The sequence below is a fragment of the Candidatus Woesearchaeota archaeon genome, assembly GCA_021734105.1.
In the GTDB taxonomy this organism is placed as follows: domain Archaea; phylum Nanobdellota; class Nanobdellia; order Woesearchaeales; family SKGA01; genus SKGA01.
The window spans coordinates 1-17,197 of record JAIPJP010000023.1 but is presented as its reverse complement, the minus strand read 5'-3'; the positions used below and the strand labels follow the sequence as shown (position 1 = coordinate 17,197).

At 35.6% G+C, this 17,197-nt stretch carries 16 protein-coding genes and 1 tRNA gene; 9 read left to right on the top strand and 8 right to left on the bottom strand.

Features of this window, described 5'->3' with window-relative positions:
- The first annotated feature begins 182 nt into the window (after nucleotides 1–182).
- Nucleotides 183–351: transfer RNA gene (locus tag K9M74_04630), tRNA-Gly, on the top strand.
- A 245-nt stretch (nucleotides 352–596) separates the two neighbouring features.
- A complete protein-coding gene (locus K9M74_04625) occupies nucleotides 597–1,058 on the top strand; it encodes an Lrp/AsnC family transcriptional regulator (protein ID MCF7799162.1) in 462 nt (153 codons plus the stop codon).
- A 23-nt stretch (nucleotides 1,059–1,081) separates the two neighbouring features.
- Here the strand turns inward: K9M74_04625 and K9M74_04620 are convergent, their stop codons facing one another.
- A complete protein-coding gene (locus K9M74_04620) occupies nucleotides 1,082–1,237 on the bottom strand; it encodes a hypothetical protein (GenBank protein MCF7799161.1) in 156 nt (51 codons plus the stop codon).
- Between the two features lie 89 nt (nucleotides 1,238–1,326).
- Here K9M74_04620 and K9M74_04615 point away from each other — a divergent pair, with 89 nt between their 5' ends.
- Nucleotides 1,327–2,271, top strand: coding sequence for a hypothetical protein (locus tag K9M74_04615; protein MCF7799160.1), 945 nt, complete (start codon nucleotides 1,327–1,329; stop codon nucleotides 2,269–2,271).
- A gap of 25 nt (nucleotides 2,272–2,296) precedes the next feature.
- Nucleotides 2,297–2,941 (top strand): metallophosphoesterase, encoded by a 645-nt coding sequence (locus K9M74_04610; protein ID MCF7799159.1) that lies wholly within the window; start codon nucleotides 2,297–2,299, stop codon nucleotides 2,939–2,941.
- Here K9M74_04610 and K9M74_04605 read toward each other — a convergent pair.
- Nucleotides 2,934–3,443: a DJ-1/PfpI family protein gene (locus K9M74_04605; protein MCF7799158.1), complete on the bottom strand. Its 510-nt coding sequence runs from the start codon at nucleotides 3,441–3,443 to the stop codon at nucleotides 2,934–2,936. The genes K9M74_04610 and K9M74_04605 overlap by 8 nt on opposite strands.
- A gap of 91 nt (nucleotides 3,444–3,534) precedes the next feature.
- On the opposite strand from K9M74_04605, the gene K9M74_04600 reads away from it, so the two are divergent.
- Nucleotides 3,535–4,035 carry a hypothetical protein gene (locus K9M74_04600; GenBank protein MCF7799157.1) on the top strand — a complete coding sequence of 167 codons (501 nt, stop codon included), beginning with the start codon at nucleotides 3,535–3,537 and terminating at the stop codon, nucleotides 4,033–4,035.
- A 302-nt stretch (nucleotides 4,036–4,337) separates the two neighbouring features.
- Nucleotides 4,338–5,441 (top strand): peptide chain release factor aRF-1, encoded by a 1,104-nt coding sequence (gene prf1 / locus K9M74_04595; GenBank protein MCF7799156.1) that lies wholly within the window; start codon nucleotides 4,338–4,340, stop codon nucleotides 5,439–5,441.
- 5 nt (nucleotides 5,442–5,446) lie between these two features.
- Here prf1 and K9M74_04590 read toward each other — a convergent pair whose 3' ends face one another.
- On the bottom strand, nucleotides 5,447–6,565 hold the full coding sequence (locus tag K9M74_04590) for an HD domain-containing protein (protein MCF7799155.1): 1,119 nt from the start codon (nucleotides 6,563–6,565) through the stop codon (nucleotides 5,447–5,449).
- 279 nt (nucleotides 6,566–6,844) lie between these two features.
- Here K9M74_04590 and K9M74_04585 point away from each other — a divergent pair, with 279 nt between their 5' ends.
- On the top strand, nucleotides 6,845–7,510 hold the full coding sequence (locus tag K9M74_04585) for a SprT-like domain-containing protein (protein ID MCF7799154.1): 666 nt from the start codon (nucleotides 6,845–6,847) through the stop codon (nucleotides 7,508–7,510).
- Nucleotides 7,511–7,655: 145 nt separating this feature from the next.
- On the opposite strand, the gene K9M74_04580 is transcribed toward K9M74_04585, so the two are convergent.
- Nucleotides 7,656–8,837, bottom strand: a complete 1,182-nt coding sequence (locus K9M74_04580; GenBank protein ID MCF7799153.1) for a site-2 protease family protein — start codon at nucleotides 8,835–8,837, stop codon at nucleotides 7,656–7,658.
- A gap of 289 nt (nucleotides 8,838–9,126) precedes the next feature.
- Complete coding sequence (locus K9M74_04575; GenBank protein MCF7799152.1) at nucleotides 9,127–10,830, bottom strand: tRNA uridine(34) 5-carboxymethylaminomethyl modification radical SAM/GNAT enzyme Elp3; 1,704 nt, start codon at nucleotides 10,828–10,830, stop codon at nucleotides 9,127–9,129.
- 53 nt (nucleotides 10,831–10,883) lie between these two features.
- Between K9M74_04575 and K9M74_04570 the strand changes: the two genes are divergently transcribed.
- Both K9M74_04570 and K9M74_04565 read left to right on the top strand, forming a co-directional pair.
- Nucleotides 10,884–11,969, top strand: a complete 1,086-nt coding sequence (locus K9M74_04570; protein MCF7799151.1) for a DUF1704 domain-containing protein — start codon at nucleotides 10,884–10,886, stop codon at nucleotides 11,967–11,969.
- Nucleotides 11,966–13,081 (top strand): methyltransferase, encoded by a 1,116-nt coding sequence (locus K9M74_04565; protein ID MCF7799150.1) that lies wholly within the window; start codon nucleotides 11,966–11,968, stop codon nucleotides 13,079–13,081. The genes K9M74_04570 and K9M74_04565 overlap by 4 nt, the downstream gene beginning before the upstream one ends.
- A gap of 304 nt (nucleotides 13,082–13,385) precedes the next feature.
- On the opposite strand, the gene K9M74_04560 is transcribed toward K9M74_04565, so the two are convergent.
- The 3 genes from K9M74_04560 to K9M74_04550 form a co-directional block, all read right to left on the bottom strand.
- Complete coding sequence (locus K9M74_04560; protein ID MCF7799149.1) at nucleotides 13,386–13,610, bottom strand: hypothetical protein; 225 nt, start codon at nucleotides 13,608–13,610, stop codon at nucleotides 13,386–13,388.
- Nucleotides 13,611–13,782: 172 nt separating this feature from the next.
- Nucleotides 13,783–14,808, bottom strand: a complete 1,026-nt coding sequence (locus K9M74_04555; protein ID MCF7799148.1) for a stage II sporulation protein M — start codon at nucleotides 14,806–14,808, stop codon at nucleotides 13,783–13,785.
- A 68-nt stretch (nucleotides 14,809–14,876) separates the two neighbouring features.
- On the bottom strand, nucleotides 14,877–16,877 hold the full coding sequence (locus K9M74_04550; GenBank protein ID MCF7799147.1) for a hypothetical protein: 2,001 nt from the start codon (nucleotides 16,875–16,877) through the stop codon (nucleotides 14,877–14,879).
- Nucleotides 16,878–17,197: the final 320 nt, after the last annotated feature.

Below are 17,197 nucleotides of genomic sequence, written 5' to 3'. Positions count from 1 at the left end.
TAACTTTTTTAATTAATCTATCTTTTTTCTTCATTGGAAAAACAGCCTCAATCTGTTTTTCCCTCCCACAATGCTACTTTTGGCAGTGGGAGCATATATTTCTTTCTAAAAAGTTAGAGACTTGGGACAAACCCCTAGAGAAGAATAAGTTTATAAATAACGTTTTTGTTCTTGGTCTTAACGCACTGGTAGTCTAATGGCTAGGATAGCGGCCTTCCAAAGCAGAAAAGCATGTGCTTGCTGCTGATGTGAGCCGTTGATCCGGGTTCGAATCGATAGTTTCGCGTTTAAGCGTTCAAAAGCATATAACAGCATATATGACGAAACATCGCGATTGTCCCGGCCAGTGCACCTTCTTTTCTGAACATACAACCTATTCAACAATAATTCAAACAAGAGTAAGACTGCCAGTCAGCAGATTTTTTCTTAAAAAAGCAGTTAACAGTCTAATATAATTCTTTGACCCAATAGAACTCTGAGTACATAACAGAAAATACCACTTCATCAACCTTATACATACCTTATAGTCCTTAAGGATGAGGATTATATCCTTAGAACGTCTTAATACTGTTGTGAAAACGGAGGTGTTTTTCAATATGAAAAATATACTAACAACTATCAGTAAAAAAGACTATGTTTTATTAACAGCCCTTCGAGCCAACGCTCGACAAACATTAACCCAAATTAGCAAACAAACAAGAATACCTATTTCAACACTACACGAACGATTAAAACTACAAGAAAAAGATATGATTCAACGATTTGCAGCACTTATTGATTTTTCTAAACTAGGATTTCATACCAAAGTACAATTGCAATTAAAATGCAATGTAACAGATAAAGAACGATTACGATCATTTCTTAAAGCACATCAACACGTTAATAGCATTTATAAAATCGCGCACGAGTATGATTTTTTTGTTGAAGCAGTGTTTGAGCATATTGCAGATGTAGAAAACTTTATCGAAAACTTACAACAAGAGTTTGCAATTGTAGATTACAGCGCACACTACATCACAAAAGACATCAAAAGAGAAGGCTTTTTAGCCAACTCTTAAACGTCAAGAAACAAAACCTCTTTTTAGCTTACATAACCCATCATGAAAGCCGCTTCTTCAAAACTGAGTTCATCATCTTCGAGCAATAAATCAACAAAGTCTTCTTTATAAATATCGTTTTCAACATTGTCTCGCTCTTTAACAAACTCTTCTAATTGTTCAATCCAACGCTCATCCATTATACATCACCCCCAAGGTGCTTTTATAAAACAATACTAAGATATATATGTTTTACCCATAAAAAATATAAACTATATAGTTTTATTTTATGTTGAATATCATGGATTATCGCAAACTGATTAAATTTGGTCATAACGCCTATGTTCTAACCATGCCTACAACCTGGCTAAAACGCAACAATATGACTAAAGGAGACGTTCTTTTTGTTGAAGAAGTGAGTAATCAACTTATTATTAGCACCGAAAAAGAAAACACGCAAGAAGAACAAATAGAAACGCTCACTATTCAAGAAACAGATACAGGCTCAATGATTGCACGAAAGCTTATCAGCGCCTATGAAAACAACGCTACCACCATCATCATCCAAGGAAAAGAGCTCTATACAAAAGCAAAAGAAATCGCTGAGCGAATAAAACTCTTTACCGCCCTAGAAATCATAGAACACACAAAAAATCGCATTATCTGCAAAACATATATTGACACTACAAATTTAAACATCCATTCATTTATTCGTCGAATCGATAACGGCGTAAAATCAATAATGAAAGACCTCATTGAACAACTCAACAAACAACAAAATTTAAAACAATTCAGAGAAGATATTGTCGAGCGAGAAAAAAACATTGACAAAATTACCCGACTCCTCAGACGAGTCATCAAAGAACGACTTTATACACAAGGCCATAAAAAAGAAAATCCCCTTATGCTCCTTCGCTACTGGCAAACCATTATCTATATTGAAGAAATAGGTGATTTTTTAGAAGAAATGTCACTTTCACCATTTGAATATTACCTCAAAAAAGAACGAGAACAATCAGAAATATATCTTAAACAAGCAATAACACTATTTGAAAAAGCAATGCACATATTCTATCAAGAAAACACGACCAAAGCACATCTTCTTGCAGATGAAATTAAACAAATACAACAACGTATTGAACAAGAATTACGAAAAGAACAACATAGCATTCTTATACATAAAATAAGCCAAAGCATATACCTTATTCATGAAATCAATAAAGTAAATTATTAAAAATAACACTTTATTACCTCTTAGCATGAAACTCCTCGTATTCGGCGATAACCACGGAGATATAGAAAGCTTTCTTGCCTTACATCAAAAAGCAAAAGAAGCAGATATTATTGTTTGTCTAGGAGACTTTACCTGGTTTGGCCAATATCTTGAAGAAATGCTCGCTCTTATCGCTACCTTTCCTAAAAAAGTCATTGTCATGCATGGCAACCACGAACAAGAAGAACTTGTTAGACAAACAACAGCACAAATAAACGAATTAGATTTTTCCCATAAAGAAATCATCCAAGCAGGAGATTTCACCATCATAACTTATGGCGGAGGGGGATTTGACTTTATTGATGAAGAATTCGAAGAGTTTGCAAAAGAAATCAAAACAAAAGTACAAGATCCGCATAAAACAATTCTTATATTACACGCACCACCACACAACACCGCACTTGATGTTCCTTTTAGAGATTACCATAGCGGAACTATTAGTTTTCGAAAATTCATTGAAGAATTTCAACCACTCATCGTATTTTCAGGACACATTCATGAAGGGGAAGGAGTTTTTGATTATATAGAAGAAACATTACTGCATAACCCTGGGCCGACAGGACAGCTTGTTGATCTTGCAAACTTGCATAAACAAAGAATAACAGGCAAACAAGTGAAATTCATTAAATAGTATCTAAAATACTTTCTGCAAAAGGTTTTGCAGCAGCAGGACCATTACCCGTAACAAGCCAGTCATCGACAACAACTAATTCATCAAGAAATCCAACACTATGTTTTTTTAGCATGGATAAAGAATCATCTGTTTTATAAACTGTTGCGTGCATACCAGTAATCACGCCAAAACTTGCAACAATCATCGGTGCTAAACAAATAGCTCCAATTACAATCTTTTTTTCTTTTGCTCGATTAAGTAAAGCTCCTAACTCGGAAACATCCATTAAAGTTGGGCTTTGTGCGCCGCCAACAATAACAATGGCTTTTACCTTTTCTAAAGATACTTCGCTAATTGCGCAAGTTGCCTCCACTACAACATCAAGCATGCCCTTGCATAAACCTTGTTGTGGCGCAGCAATTTCTACAGCATAACCATTTTGTTCAAATAAAGCTTTAGGCTCAATTAATTCCTCATCGCGAAATCCGTGTTGAGCAATAATCATCACAATTTTTTTCATACTAAGACAAATACAAAAAATACTTGTTTATAAATTTTTATTCAGTTAAGGAGAGGAATGTTTTTAAACAACAAACAGTCACCCTAAAAGAATGCAAGAATTTACAACAATTTACGATGAAATTATCTCAAGTGATACATACAAGAAGTTTAAAGAAAAACAACCAGACTATAATTTAGCACATGGATTCTTACAACTCAACGGCAATTTTCTACCAAGCGATGCCTGGCAAGTAGGATTTTATTCTGAAAAAAATGATAATTTAGCAGTCTTTGAAACAAACCCAATCAAACTAAAAGGAATAGAAGAAGCATTCAAAGATGGAGGCACCATTGATACACTTATGATGCCCATTATTCCAACAAACCAAGCACTAGACGTTTTAAAAACGATTCTTGCAGAAAAATATCCGCAAGAACAAGTAAATAGCATTATTCTTATTGTGCAAAGTATCGGCGGACAAGCAATGTATAATATCACTGTTGTAAGTGCGACATTTTCTATGATTATAATGCGTCTAGACGCTAAAAGTGGCGAAATTATTAGTCACGATAAACGAAGCATTCTAGACCTTAAACAAGAAGATAAATAACAACCACTAAGTCAAACAACAAATAAGAAGTAACAACTAAGAACCAACAGACAACGAGCAACCAATAGCACTACAAAACTTAAATCTTGCAAAACGCAGTAAGAATTAATAAGCAACCAAGATTATTTTGCTTTTTTAAAGCAAAATATGTATGCCTATTTATTTGCATATTTATTTACCTATTTGTTTGCCTTAATTACTCTTTAAGGCAATGCCCCCTAATCAACATACCCATCCGTACTAAAGCTTTATAAAAAAACAATCATTCTGTGAACACTATGAGTGAAGATAAACCTGACAAATTGCAGCGTATCAGCGCAAAAGAAAAATACCACCTCAAACATTTTGTTAAAGAGGTTGAAGCAGTTAGGGGACGACACACCGAACTTATTACTGTTTATATTCCAGCAGGCTATGATATCAATCAAAAAATTCAGCAACTCCAACAAGAACAAGGAACAGCAACCAATATTAAAAGCAAAAGCACTCGAGACAATGTAATTGCAAGCCTTGAAAAAATGGTGCAACATCTCAAAACGTTTAAAAATACGCCCCCTCACGGCCTTATTGCGTTCAGCGGCAATGCAGCAGAACAAGAAGGACGACAAGATTACCGTGTATGGAGTGTTGAGCCACCAATACCCCTTAAACAAAACTTGTATCGATGCGATAAGGAATTCGTCGTTGAGCCCCTTAAAGAAATGATTGATGATAAAATCATCTTCGGTCTAGTTGCCATGGATAAAAGAGAAGGAACCATCGCACTTCTAAAAGGAAAAACAATCATTCCTCTTAAAAACTTAAACAGCGCTGTTCCTGGAAAACATAAAACAGGAGGGCAATCTGCCCAACGATTCGAGCGACTTCGGGAAGGAGCGGCAATTGAATTTTACAAACGAATAGCACAACACATGCTTGAAGAATTTTTAGAAAATCAAACCGCAATACAAGGCATTATTGTTGGCGGACCAGGACATACTAAACACGATTTCGTTGAAGGAGGATATATAACAGATCAACTTAAACGAAAAATAATCGGCATTAAAGACTTATCCTATACAGGTGAGTTTGGACTTCAAGAACTTCTTGAAAAAAGCGAAGATATACTTGCAGATGAAGAAGTCATGCAAGAAAAAATAATCATGAGGACATTTTTTGAAAAACTAGCAACACAAACAGATAAAGTTGCATATGGATTTGATGATGTCCTACGCCTTACAAATATGGGAGCTGTTGAAACCATCGTCGTATCAGAAGCACTTGATGAAAAAAACATTGATGAAATAGAAGAAGCAGCAGAACTTGTCGGCACAACTGTTGAAGTTATTAGCACAGAAACACGAGAAGGAGTACAACTTAAAGACATGGGAAAAGTTGGTGCTATTTTGCGGTATGCGGCCGAGTAAAAAAACTAATTCAGAAATTCTTTTGGCGCAATGATGAAACGCTTTTTAATGGGAATGTTAACTATTCCCGCAATATGCTCTGAAAGCTGCGATAACGGCGCAAGAGTACCATTTGATTTTACAACATACGCTTCGTTTTCATATACTCCTTTTTTTATTGTAAAATCAGCAAAGTAATATGCCGAATCATAAACTTCGGAAACTTTTGCTTTAATCGCTTCTGGAGAAACAGTATCGAATAAATTATTTGCTGAAGCAAAACCCTTTCGAGAAAAAAATCGCGCAACCAGATCGGCAAGAATTTCATCTTCTTCTAAACGCCACTTATTCATATGAAACTCAATAACACTATCATCAAGTAAAAGAAAATCATCAACAGAACCTTGACCTCTCAAAAACTTTGCAAACAACTCATCAACAAAAATGGTTTCGTTAGCTAAAAAAAGTTCTTTAGCACGCTTAAAAATGTTCTTCATTAAAACATCCTTAACAATAACAGAATGATGAAAATATGTCGAATTATACAAATTAATTCTACTCATAATAACATGCTCAACAGAAGAAAATATTTTAGGAGAAATACAAAGCTTGCCATCTTGAATACTTAAATATCTAACAATACGTTCTACATCAGTATAGCCATACCCCACGCCACAGAAATAAGAATCTCGCGCCATGTAATCAAGTTTATCAACATCAATAACTGAGGAGAGCAATGAAGAGAGAGGATGTTTTTTTTCAACAACAGCTGCAACATTAGGAAGATTAAATTCTTCATTAATAATTTTCACTGTCATCGCTTCATGATCAAAACCATCAATTAACTGCTCCCATGTATGAGAATAAGGACCATGACCAATATCATGAAGTAACGCAGCAGCTTTAAGCGTGAACGCATCTTCTTTGCTAATCATCTTAGAATTATTTTCAACAACTTGACGCATTAAATGATACGCGCCAAGACTATGACTGAATCGGTCATGCTTTGCAGAAGGAAAAACATAAAATAATAATGCATCTTGTTTAATATGTCGTAAACGCTGAAAATAAGGATTATCAAGAAGAGGTAAGAATTCATTTTCAACTTCAATAATGCCATATAAAGGATCTCGAACAATAATCATACTAGTTTGATTTTATAAGAAGTATAAAAAGATTTGGTTAAACCAGCTTTTTTACAAGGAAAACTTTCCTGTATAATTTAGAAAAATAAATAAGAAATGTACATTATGATGAAACGAGATTTTTGTTGTGCTAGCATTGGATTTGTCTTGAATTGTTCGTAAAAATTACTTCTTGCAAAGCAAATTGCCAACTCTTCGCAACAGACAACAAAATATCTTTGTTAAAAGAAAGCCGTTGCGATACAGAAAGTTTTTAAGCGCGCAAATCTTTTTTTTATAATGAATGATGAACTTGCACAAAGAGCGTTCTTAAATCTTTTTCCCAATAGGCAACAACCAGTACTTGTTATGAAATACTCGGGGAAATTCAGCGACTATAATGGTAACGTACGTATTCTTAAAGCATATCACAGTATAGAGAAACTTGAATTCTCGCTTTCTAAAAAATTCTTAGAGTCTGAAGACGATGTCATTATCGGTATCATACAACATCTTCTTAATAAAGTGTACAAAACAAAAATCTCCACGCTTGAGCAAGAATTCTATCATAACTTTATCAAGCACATGAACCGCTATGCAGAGCGAAAACAAAGCAATTCTTATTTAGAAAAACTTTTTTGGGAACTTAACGAGACCTATTTTAATGGATTGCTGGATATGCCAAATCTCAAATTCGGCCAAGACTCCACATCAACACTAGGACATTATAATTACTCAACAGACACCGTAACCATTAGCACCGTTCTACAAGAAAATGAAGAACTTTTAAGGTTCGTTTTATATCATGAATTACTTCATAAAAAACACTTATTCACCACAAAAAATGGGCGAGCAAGTTATCATACTAAAGCATTTCGAGAAGATGAAAAAAAGTTTAACGTTCCTGACGTTGAAAAAAAACTCGCGAAGTTTGTCAGTCGAAAACGAGTGAGAAGTTGGTTTTAGATTCTTTTGTTGCAAGTCAATACTGCGCAGATTTATTGCAAGCTCTGCTTACAAAGTAATCATCATCAAACGCGACAATTTCTCAACTAATTCTCGAAATAATTGATTCGAGAAGTTTACAAGGCAGTATTGGTAATTGAGTTATTTAAGCACCAATAACGGCGCGAATAATAGGAACAAAAAGTAAAAAAAGAATTATCACAACAAGCATGAGTGCAAGTTTTACCCAAATTTTATGACCTTTCTTCTCACCAACAGTTCTTAGAAGAACAAGTTGAATCATTCGACCACCATCAACAGGACCAAGAGGTAGTAAGTTAAACGCTCCTAAACCAAGACTTAAGACAAACATCCAAAAAAAGAATTGTCGAAGAAACATCATTATTTTAAATGACCATTGAGGAACATTTTCTTTTGTTACAAATTCAGTCTGAATACCCATCACACCAATATACGCTTTTGATTCATCTTCGGGATGCGTAGTTGTTGTAATCACATAAGAACTAGTATTATTACCAATAGTAATCGCGTCACCAGGTTCTAAAACAGCTAATGCTTCAATTAATGCTTCATGTGTTTCAACAGGTAAACCATTCACCATATCATACGTCACGCTAGGCTCAAGACCTGCAATTGCTGCAGGAAAATCAGGTGTTACTTCAGATACAGAAAAACCATCTTGATTTACCATTAGGCCAGTTAAAGGATTCAGCACCAATGCTAAAATTGCAAGAACCACGGCTCCAGTAAGTGCATTAGCAAATGGACCTGCAGCAAACACCGAATATTGCACCACATCATTTGCTTTTTGTAATTTTTTCTCATCAGGCTCGACAAATGCGCCCGCAAGGGGACCAAAAAAAACAAAACCAGTACTTTTAATTTTTAATCCATGAGCCTTTGCAACAAGACCGTGACCTAATTCGTGTAAGACAATAACAATAAATAAAGGAATTAATACCCATAATGGAATAAACAAGGGACTACCAGGAATATTTACACCGGGAAGCACGGGAGATAAAGCTGCAGGACCAGCAGGATGAGTAAATAATTTCACAACTGCTCCAAGAATGTAAATAAAAATGTATACCATACCAATAAAACCAACACCAATACCAACATAACCTAAAATCTTAATCGTTTCTTTATGTTTTGCTGCATATTTATCGATAAACTTCACACCAAATTTTGTTCTACGCATCGCAATTATTTTTCCTTGAAAATCAAATTTCTTACGATAAATAACAAGGAGAAGAATGACTAAGACATAAAATCCGATGGTCAGGATATTAGAAAGATGATCTGCTACGTATTGGCTAAAACTCATAGTACTAGTTGAGAAAGCTGTCATTTAAAAAGGTTTGGAAAGAAAGGTTGTGTATAGAAAGGAATTAAGTTATCTACCGCAAAGAATTATTCACGTGAAGCTTTGCAAGAGTTTATCAACAAATAAACTCGCAATACCCCTGTTGCTTATGCTGTTGTCCTCTTTTTGAGCATAACACAACATTATTTTACGCCCAGTAGCGCACAATTTGTTTGCCTAACAGTTGTTTGCCTTAAGAAATCTTTTAGGCAGCATAACCAAACTAGTCTAAATAGAGCCAAAAGAAACATCAAAGCAATTTCGCCATATAAGGTAATTCTTTATTATAACCAAGTTTCTGGTAATACATACGAACACCAACGCCACTAATGACAAGCATTTTGTTATAACCATGTTCTTTTGCAATACGTTCTGCCGTTGCAACAAGCTGCTTACCATAGCCTTTATGCTGCGTTGCATCTAGAACTGATTCGCCAATACCAACGGCTGCACCATATACATGAAGCTCGCGAATAATTGCCGTCTTAGACGTGAATTGCTCACTGAGTTGCGCTCCTGGAAAACGAAGGCGACAAAAACCATACAATATATCATTAGCAACATCATCTATTGCAATAAAAAACTCTTCACCACCAGATGCAGAATACTGCATAATTGTTGTCTGGATGTCAGCAGATTTAGTTGGTTTTTTTCTTCCCGCTTCACGCGCGCGAATATCTTTACTTACTATTCCACGAGCTTTCATAACAATATCAACATATTGGCGAAGATTAGTCCTTGCAACACCACCCATCGTTCGATAAGTCGGAATGTCTCTTTGCACACGCATGATACGGCAAAATTTAGGAACAAAAGGAATGCTTTCTGCAATAATAATTGCTGCTTCATCAGTTGCTAAAGGCGTAAATAGTCCTGCTTTGAAATCTTTCTCAAGCTGTGTTCCTGCAAGCACCATACAAGGATAGAGCTTAAGCATATCAGGCTGATAATCACTGTCAGTGAAGAGCGTTTTTAACGCTACAATGTCTTGTTCTTTAGTAACGCTGGGAAGACCAAGCATCATATGAAAATTCAATTTGAAACCAAAATCTTTGAGTACACGCGCTGCTTTTTTGTTATCAGCAACCGTGTGACCGCGATTAATTTTTGCAAGAGCATCATCATACGTACTTTGCACGCCAAGTTCGACGCGAGTACAACCTTGAGCAAGCATTTTTTTAGCGTGAGGTTCTAGAGCGAAATCGGGACGAGTCTCAATAGTAAGTCCTATACAGCGAATAACCGCTGTTTCATTTTTTTCTTGCTCTAAAAAGAGTTCAGATGTTGTTTTAAGTTTAAGAATGCGCTCTTGAATACGTTTAGTTCTATCTTCATCACCCACAGGCCCGGGAAGTTCAAAGAATTCTTTAAAATAATCAAGATTAAACACACCATCACTAGTAAAGAATTGGTTTGAAAAATCATTCATAGCCTTAAAGGCATACATAATAAACTCATCTTGATACGATTCTTCTCGCGCTGGAAACGTACCACCCATAACGATTAAATCAACCTTATCAGCTACGTGGCCAGTCACAAGATACTGTTCAAGACGATTAAACACTTGCAGATATGCATCATAATTTGCACGTATAGCGCGCATCGTTGCAGGCTCAACACCAGTGTAACTTTGCGGAATATCACCCCACGGACTAGCAATGCCGCCAGGACACGTTGTACATTTCCCATGAGGACAAGGAGCAGGACTAGTCATAATAGCAACAGGCGCAACACCAGAAAGAGAACGATTAGGCTTAGTTTGCAAGCGCTTTCGAAAGGATTTGGCAAGATGCTTAGGCGCTCGAATAAGCATTTCGATATCAGTTGGCACTTCGCGAATCTTGTGCGTTTTACATAAAGCGAGTTTAAGTTGCGCAATACCTTTTTTATCAAGCGAAGCATCCTCCCCTAATTGGTTAAAAAATGATTCAATATATGCATCAGTAAGAGCCATACCATACGGAAAGAGGCAATAATTTATAAAATATAGGACTTTAAGAATTTTTTATGGATGACTTTGCAACAATCGATGAACAACTAGCAACACTTGCAAGCGTTCGCTTTCGTTATAACATTATTAATCCACAAAACCGAAAAGAAGAATTCAAAAAATTTCTTGCCGCTAAAGGCGATTACAATCCACAATTCACCTACAAAAGTGTTGATGTCAGCGAAACAATAGCTGCATTACAAAAAATCGAAATTGAAGATACAACCCCCCTAGGAAAAATATTTAATGAAGTGCGCGAAGACTTACTAGAAGAAGCACAGGCACTTGCAAACATTGGAACTGATGACTTTCTTGTTACCAAAATGTTTGGTAAACTTAACGAAGCAGAACTGCTACACATAAAACGATTACTTAACGAAACACTCAATTCTGAAAAAAAAGAAGAACAAACAAAAACTGTGCAAGAACAAACGTATCCAGCAACCGAACTAGGCAAACGTATTAAAGAAAAATTACAACAATATGGATTAATAGGTTGGATAATAACATATGGCAATAGCTCACTTTCTCGAACAGCAATTACCAAAGACAAAAAAACAATCACTATTAAAGCAGATGAAACATTCACCGAGCGAGATATACAAAAACTTCTCGTGCATGAAATTGAAACGCATGTGCTTCGCTGGTATAACGGCACTCAACAGCCATACAAAATATTTGCGATTGGTACAAGAAACTATTTAGCAACAGAAGAAGGTCTTGCAGGCTATAACGAAGAAACACGAGGAGTTGCAAATAAGGATTCTGTAAAAGGATACGCGCTACTCGCACTCGCATCTCATCTAGGACAAACACAAGGATTCGCAGACATTTACAAAACAATAAGAACATACGTTAATGACGATGAGCAAGCATTTCGTATTGTGACGCGCGTGAAGCGAGGACTCGGCGACACGAGTAAACCAGGAGGCTACCTTAAAGATCACGCTTATTTTCAGGGCATGCTCGCTATTAAAACATTTGTCTCGCAAGGCGGCGATATCAAAAAACTCTATATTGGAAAAATATCCATCAACAATTTACCAAAACTACAACAAACAACAATCAACAAACCAAAACTACTTCCGGAGTTTTTGACATGAAACAAATCACTGAAGGAAAAGCAACAATTCATATTAACGCAAAGGATATTGCAACCAAACAACAAGAAGTATTTTATAATCCAAACATGGAATTAAATAGAACGCTCTCTATACTCCTACTTTCTGCCCTGAAGCGAAAACAACAAAAAATCTTACTACCCCTCGCAGGTACAGGAATTCGAGGCATACGATTTACAAAAGAATTACCTAAAAAAACAATAGACATTCTGCATATGAACGATGTTAATTCGCAAGCAGTTAAATATATCCAACACAACCTTAAACTAAATAATTTAGAAAAAAATAAACACATTATTATCAGCAATGATGATGCAAATAAACTCCTTGCCAACACCGAAGAAGGATTTGATTATATTGATATTGATCCTTTTGGTAGCCCAAACTTTCTCTTAGATAATGCAATTCGTCGATTAAAAAACAACAGCATCCTTGCTGTTACTGCAACAGACACCGCGCCATTAGCAGGAACCTATCCTGCAACAAGTAAAATAAAATATTGGGCAACAACAAGCAATGTCCCTGCAAAACACGAACTAGGACTACGCATTTTAGCACGAAAAATACAACTTATGGGCATGCATCAAGAAAAAGGATTACGCGTGCTCTTTTCATACCATTATCAACATTATTATCGCATTTATTTCTTTTGTGAGCGAGGGAAAAAAGTTTGTGCAGAACAATATCCAAAACTTACAATGATGCATAATTATTGTAACACCTGCGGACATTTTGAAGTGAATGAAAATATGCTTAAGAATTGTTTAGTCTGCAAAGCAACAACCATAAAACATACAGGACCACTATATGCTGGACCGCTCCAAGATAATATACTTCTTAAAAAAATGAAAAAACTCCCTACCACTAAAACTATTACAACATTACTTGATAACCTTATCGCTGAAGCAAAAATAAATATGGCGGGTCATTACGATTTTCACGATTTAGCAAGCAAACATAAAACTCAAATCAATAAATTTGAAGTGTATACAAAAAAACTAGGAAAGTATCTGCTAGCTCGTTCTACAACAAATAAATATGGATTTAAAACAAATGCTCCAACAAAAGAAGTATATGCGCTTTTTAAGAAATAACTAATGGTAAAAGACTCCCTTTGCATAAACTTTGAAAAGGGAGCTAAAAAATAATTTACTTTTTCTTTTTTGGTTTTGCTTTAGCTGCAGGTGCTGCTTGCTTAGCTGCTTTTTTCTTTGTTGCCATGAATTTTCACACTCCAGGAAAAGAATCAATCTCTTCCTACTAATAGAGTGAAAAGTAGTATGAACGTATCACCAAAGAATGAGTAAGGCAAAAAAAATACCTATGAATGATTTTCTAGTAAAAACAGTATTTAAACATTCGTTTTTTACAACAAATTTCTTAAGAAAAACAATAACATTAATACAAATATACATAGCCCTCTTCTTCACGAACACTCCCATTTCGAATAAGACTCTTAAGCAGCACTTCAGATTCGGCTTGCAACATTCCACTTTGCACGGCTTCGATTAAAACAGCTTCTTTAGAAACCTTACCTGTTTTTGCATCAACCATCCCCTGAATAATAGTTAATAATTGTAAAGAATCGTCCATTGCAGACTCTCGCATCAAGCGTTTAGCCATATTACTCTGGATTTCTAAAATAGTATCAAATTCATTCATTTATTAGCTAGAGAACACCGTCTCCCCCCTTAATGGACTCTAAAGAGGGGTTTGTTTTTATATTTTACTATACTTGGCGTAGAAAAACGTATACTGGCACAGGTTTACGAAAAATTGTTGCCGTGCTAGGAATTTAAAACATAATGCCTGCTGCTGCTAAATAATATTTATTTAATAAACCCGAATAGGACAAAACACCCGTCTCAACAGCCGCACCTATGATAAATATTAGCAACGCGATAATAAAAAGCCAATAATTATACACGAAAACTTCTTGATGCTTTTTATTATGTGCAAAGACATGCTTAAGTAAATACACTAATCCTCCAAGCACAACCATTCGCAGCACAATAAGCGCTGGACCTTGCAGCAACAACTTAAAAACATAATTAAGCACCCAAAAACCCAACATAATAAAAACCAAACTGCTCAGAAATTTTTTGAGTTCGCCAGACTTAGCAATAACTTCATCACTAATCACTGCTCCCGCTATACCTGACAAGATATATGCAATACCTTCTAACAACATATGAGGCAATATAATAAGCAACATCAAACCGCCAACGAGGAAAGGACTTTGCCCAAGAGTAGCTGCAGCGGCAACGCCTCGCACGCCAAAAATGACTGCCCATGCTGAAGCGTTCCAAACAACAAAAAACGTTGCGCCATCTCCGGAAATAAGCGAAAGAAAAAAACAAGCAAGAAGCACCCACCAATTGTTTTGTAGAATACTCCAAAACGTAGAAAATGAATACGTGGCACGACCACTAATTGCAGGGTCAAGAAATACTTGCTCTTTGAAAAGCGTTGTAACATTCCAACCAAAAAGCGAACCAAAAAAACTTAAGGACCAATAAGCAACAAAAACACCTAAAAAAATACCAACATAAGTATGGATGAGATGTTTATTATCTTTATATAATTCTTTTAATGAAAACTTTTTTTCTTTTTCTTCAAGTTTTTCTTCTTTAACAAATAATTTTCGCAAAGAAGGAATAAGAAGAATTGAAGTAAACATGACCGATGCAAGACCTGAATTTGCGCCAAAAAGTAAATCAGCAATAACAATACCCACAAGAGAATAAATAAATCCTAAAAGAAATGCATAACCAGTTTTTTTCTCTAACCAATTATCAGGAAATAAATTCTCAAGGACCATACAAGGTATATTTTCACAAAACAGTATTTAAATATTTGTTTTGAGTCCTAAGGGACTAGTAAAAAGGACTAGCGAGAGAAACGTTCTTGTAATTTGCCTAACTGAGGATGTAATCTTTCAAGAAGAACGGTGTTTGATTCTGCAAAATTAGCTAAGTTATTATCACCTTGTTGTTTTAAATAAGAAAGTTCTCTAAGAGCAGAGCTTAGTAATTGTGGACGAGAAGAAACTAATCCTGATTGCTTTTGCTCGTTGCTCCAAGCTTTAAGGAGGCCAAGTGTTCGTAGCACCACAGCTCCAGCATACGCTCTATTCGTGGTTTCAGAAGAAAAACTATCATGCAACTCATACATGTGAAGCGCTTGGCGTCTAGTTTTAGAAAATGTTTCTTGCAAAAGAGAAGGCTTTGCAGTTAAGAGAAGCGTTGCATAATCATATATTCTTGGAGCGCGAGTTTTTGGTTCCACATCCCAATAAGGAAGGAGTAAAGAACCATCTTTTTGCTCGTGCACGCCAATGTTTCGTACATACGGGTCAACAATGGGAAATTCTTTAATTGGGTAAACAGGACAGGAAGGATTATTTTCTAAAAGCCATTCTAAAGATTGCTCAATTTGTTTTTTGTTGTAAAAATTATTTTCTTTAGCAAGAAACTTTTCTTCCCAATTAGTTTCTGGAATTTCAACAACATCTTGTGCATCATACGCGTTTTGTAATTGCCAGATTCCTTTAAGAATATCATAGTATAACAAATCTAAATGCTCAAGATTGGTGCTTCTGGAAAACTCATCAAGAGGAACACCCCATAATTGCTGACGAAATAAATGATGTTCATTGCCAGTCTCCTCTAAAGAAAACATTTGAGGAGTCTTAAGTAATCTTTTTTTGTTTCCCAGATGAATCGCATTTCCCAAATTATATTTACCAACTAGCAAAGACTTTTCACCAGATGTTTTCACAATAGACCAACGAAGAGGATCATCTTCTGAACCTTCAAATAACAATCGAGATGCGCCACCACTATTACCTTCACCCAATACTTTTTCAGCTAAACTTTTTGAGTTTGAAGCAATAGATGCAACAGCTTTCCATGTCGCCTTGGCTGATTCTTGGTTTTTGTGAGATTGATACAAAGCAAGAAGCGAAAGTGTTGCTGCATCTTTATTTTCTTTAGCTTCTTGCACTGCAAGGTCTGCATAGTAATCAATTAAGGATTTGTCAACAGGAAGAAGTAAAGAAACAGTAAATGAATCTACAGCAGGTTTTTGTTTTAATTCTAACTCGATGAGTTTTTTCTTTCTTGTGTGAGAACCATATGGAGACTCAGGGATTTGGTCATTCTTGAAATAATAGTTCAAAATTGCAGCAAGCGCTTCATTTGTCTTTCCTTGCTCAAGAAACGTTTTGTAAAGATAATAAAGGCCAACAGGATTATTTTCATTTGCCAAAGCCCCATATGCTTTTATCCTTGCTTCTTTTGATTGAAAAGAAATTTTTAAAGTAGAAGCCACTTTTTTTACATCTTTAGAAACATAGGTGAGAAAACCATTTGAAAATGTTTTATTTGCTTCATTTGCCATATAACCAAGCCAAGATAACTTCCAAGCAATCCCTGCCGTTTCTTTGATGGACTGAGCAAGATAATTATCGATGAACGTATGGTCTAAGCCGTTTTGCTTCATAACAATTGCTTCTTGTAAATCTTGAATAGATGAGAAGTCAAAAAAACTAGCTACAGATTTCTTCCCAAGAAGAAGACCTGTTAAAGTAAGTCCTGCAATTGTTGCAGCAGATTGCCAAACAAAAGGAGTCTTACGTTTCTGGGGCGTTGCGTTGTGAGCTCGTTTTTTTACGAACTTATCCCATGAACGATTTGAAGGAGAATTGTACAAATTAAAGAGTAAACCACTTGTAAAACCTAAAGATGCACCCAAAAAACCATAACAATAAGCTCCAGTCGTTCCCAAAATAGCTCCCTGAAACAATCCTCGTTGCATATCATCAGAAGTTGCAACAATAGTTTCTCGAACGTCAAGTAACTCCTTAAGACTTTCATTTAACTTTACCATCCTTAGGAGACCTAATTAGAGATGCAGTTAAAAGTATTCCGTCTAAGTTTAAAAAGAAATTAAAGAAAGAGAAAAAAGAAATAAAAAAATGATTGAAGAAAATCTAACAACCAGAACAGGCGCGCTAGAATCATAATGCTCAAAAATTAGAAATTTTTGGCACCTCAGAACAAGTTCCAAGAATTCACTGGGTTGTAGCGTTAACAACCACTACAAACACGTTAAAATTTCATACTGAAATTCACTGGGTTGTAGCGTTAACAACCACTACAAACACGTTAAAATTTCATACTGAAATTCACTGGGTTGTAGCGTTAACA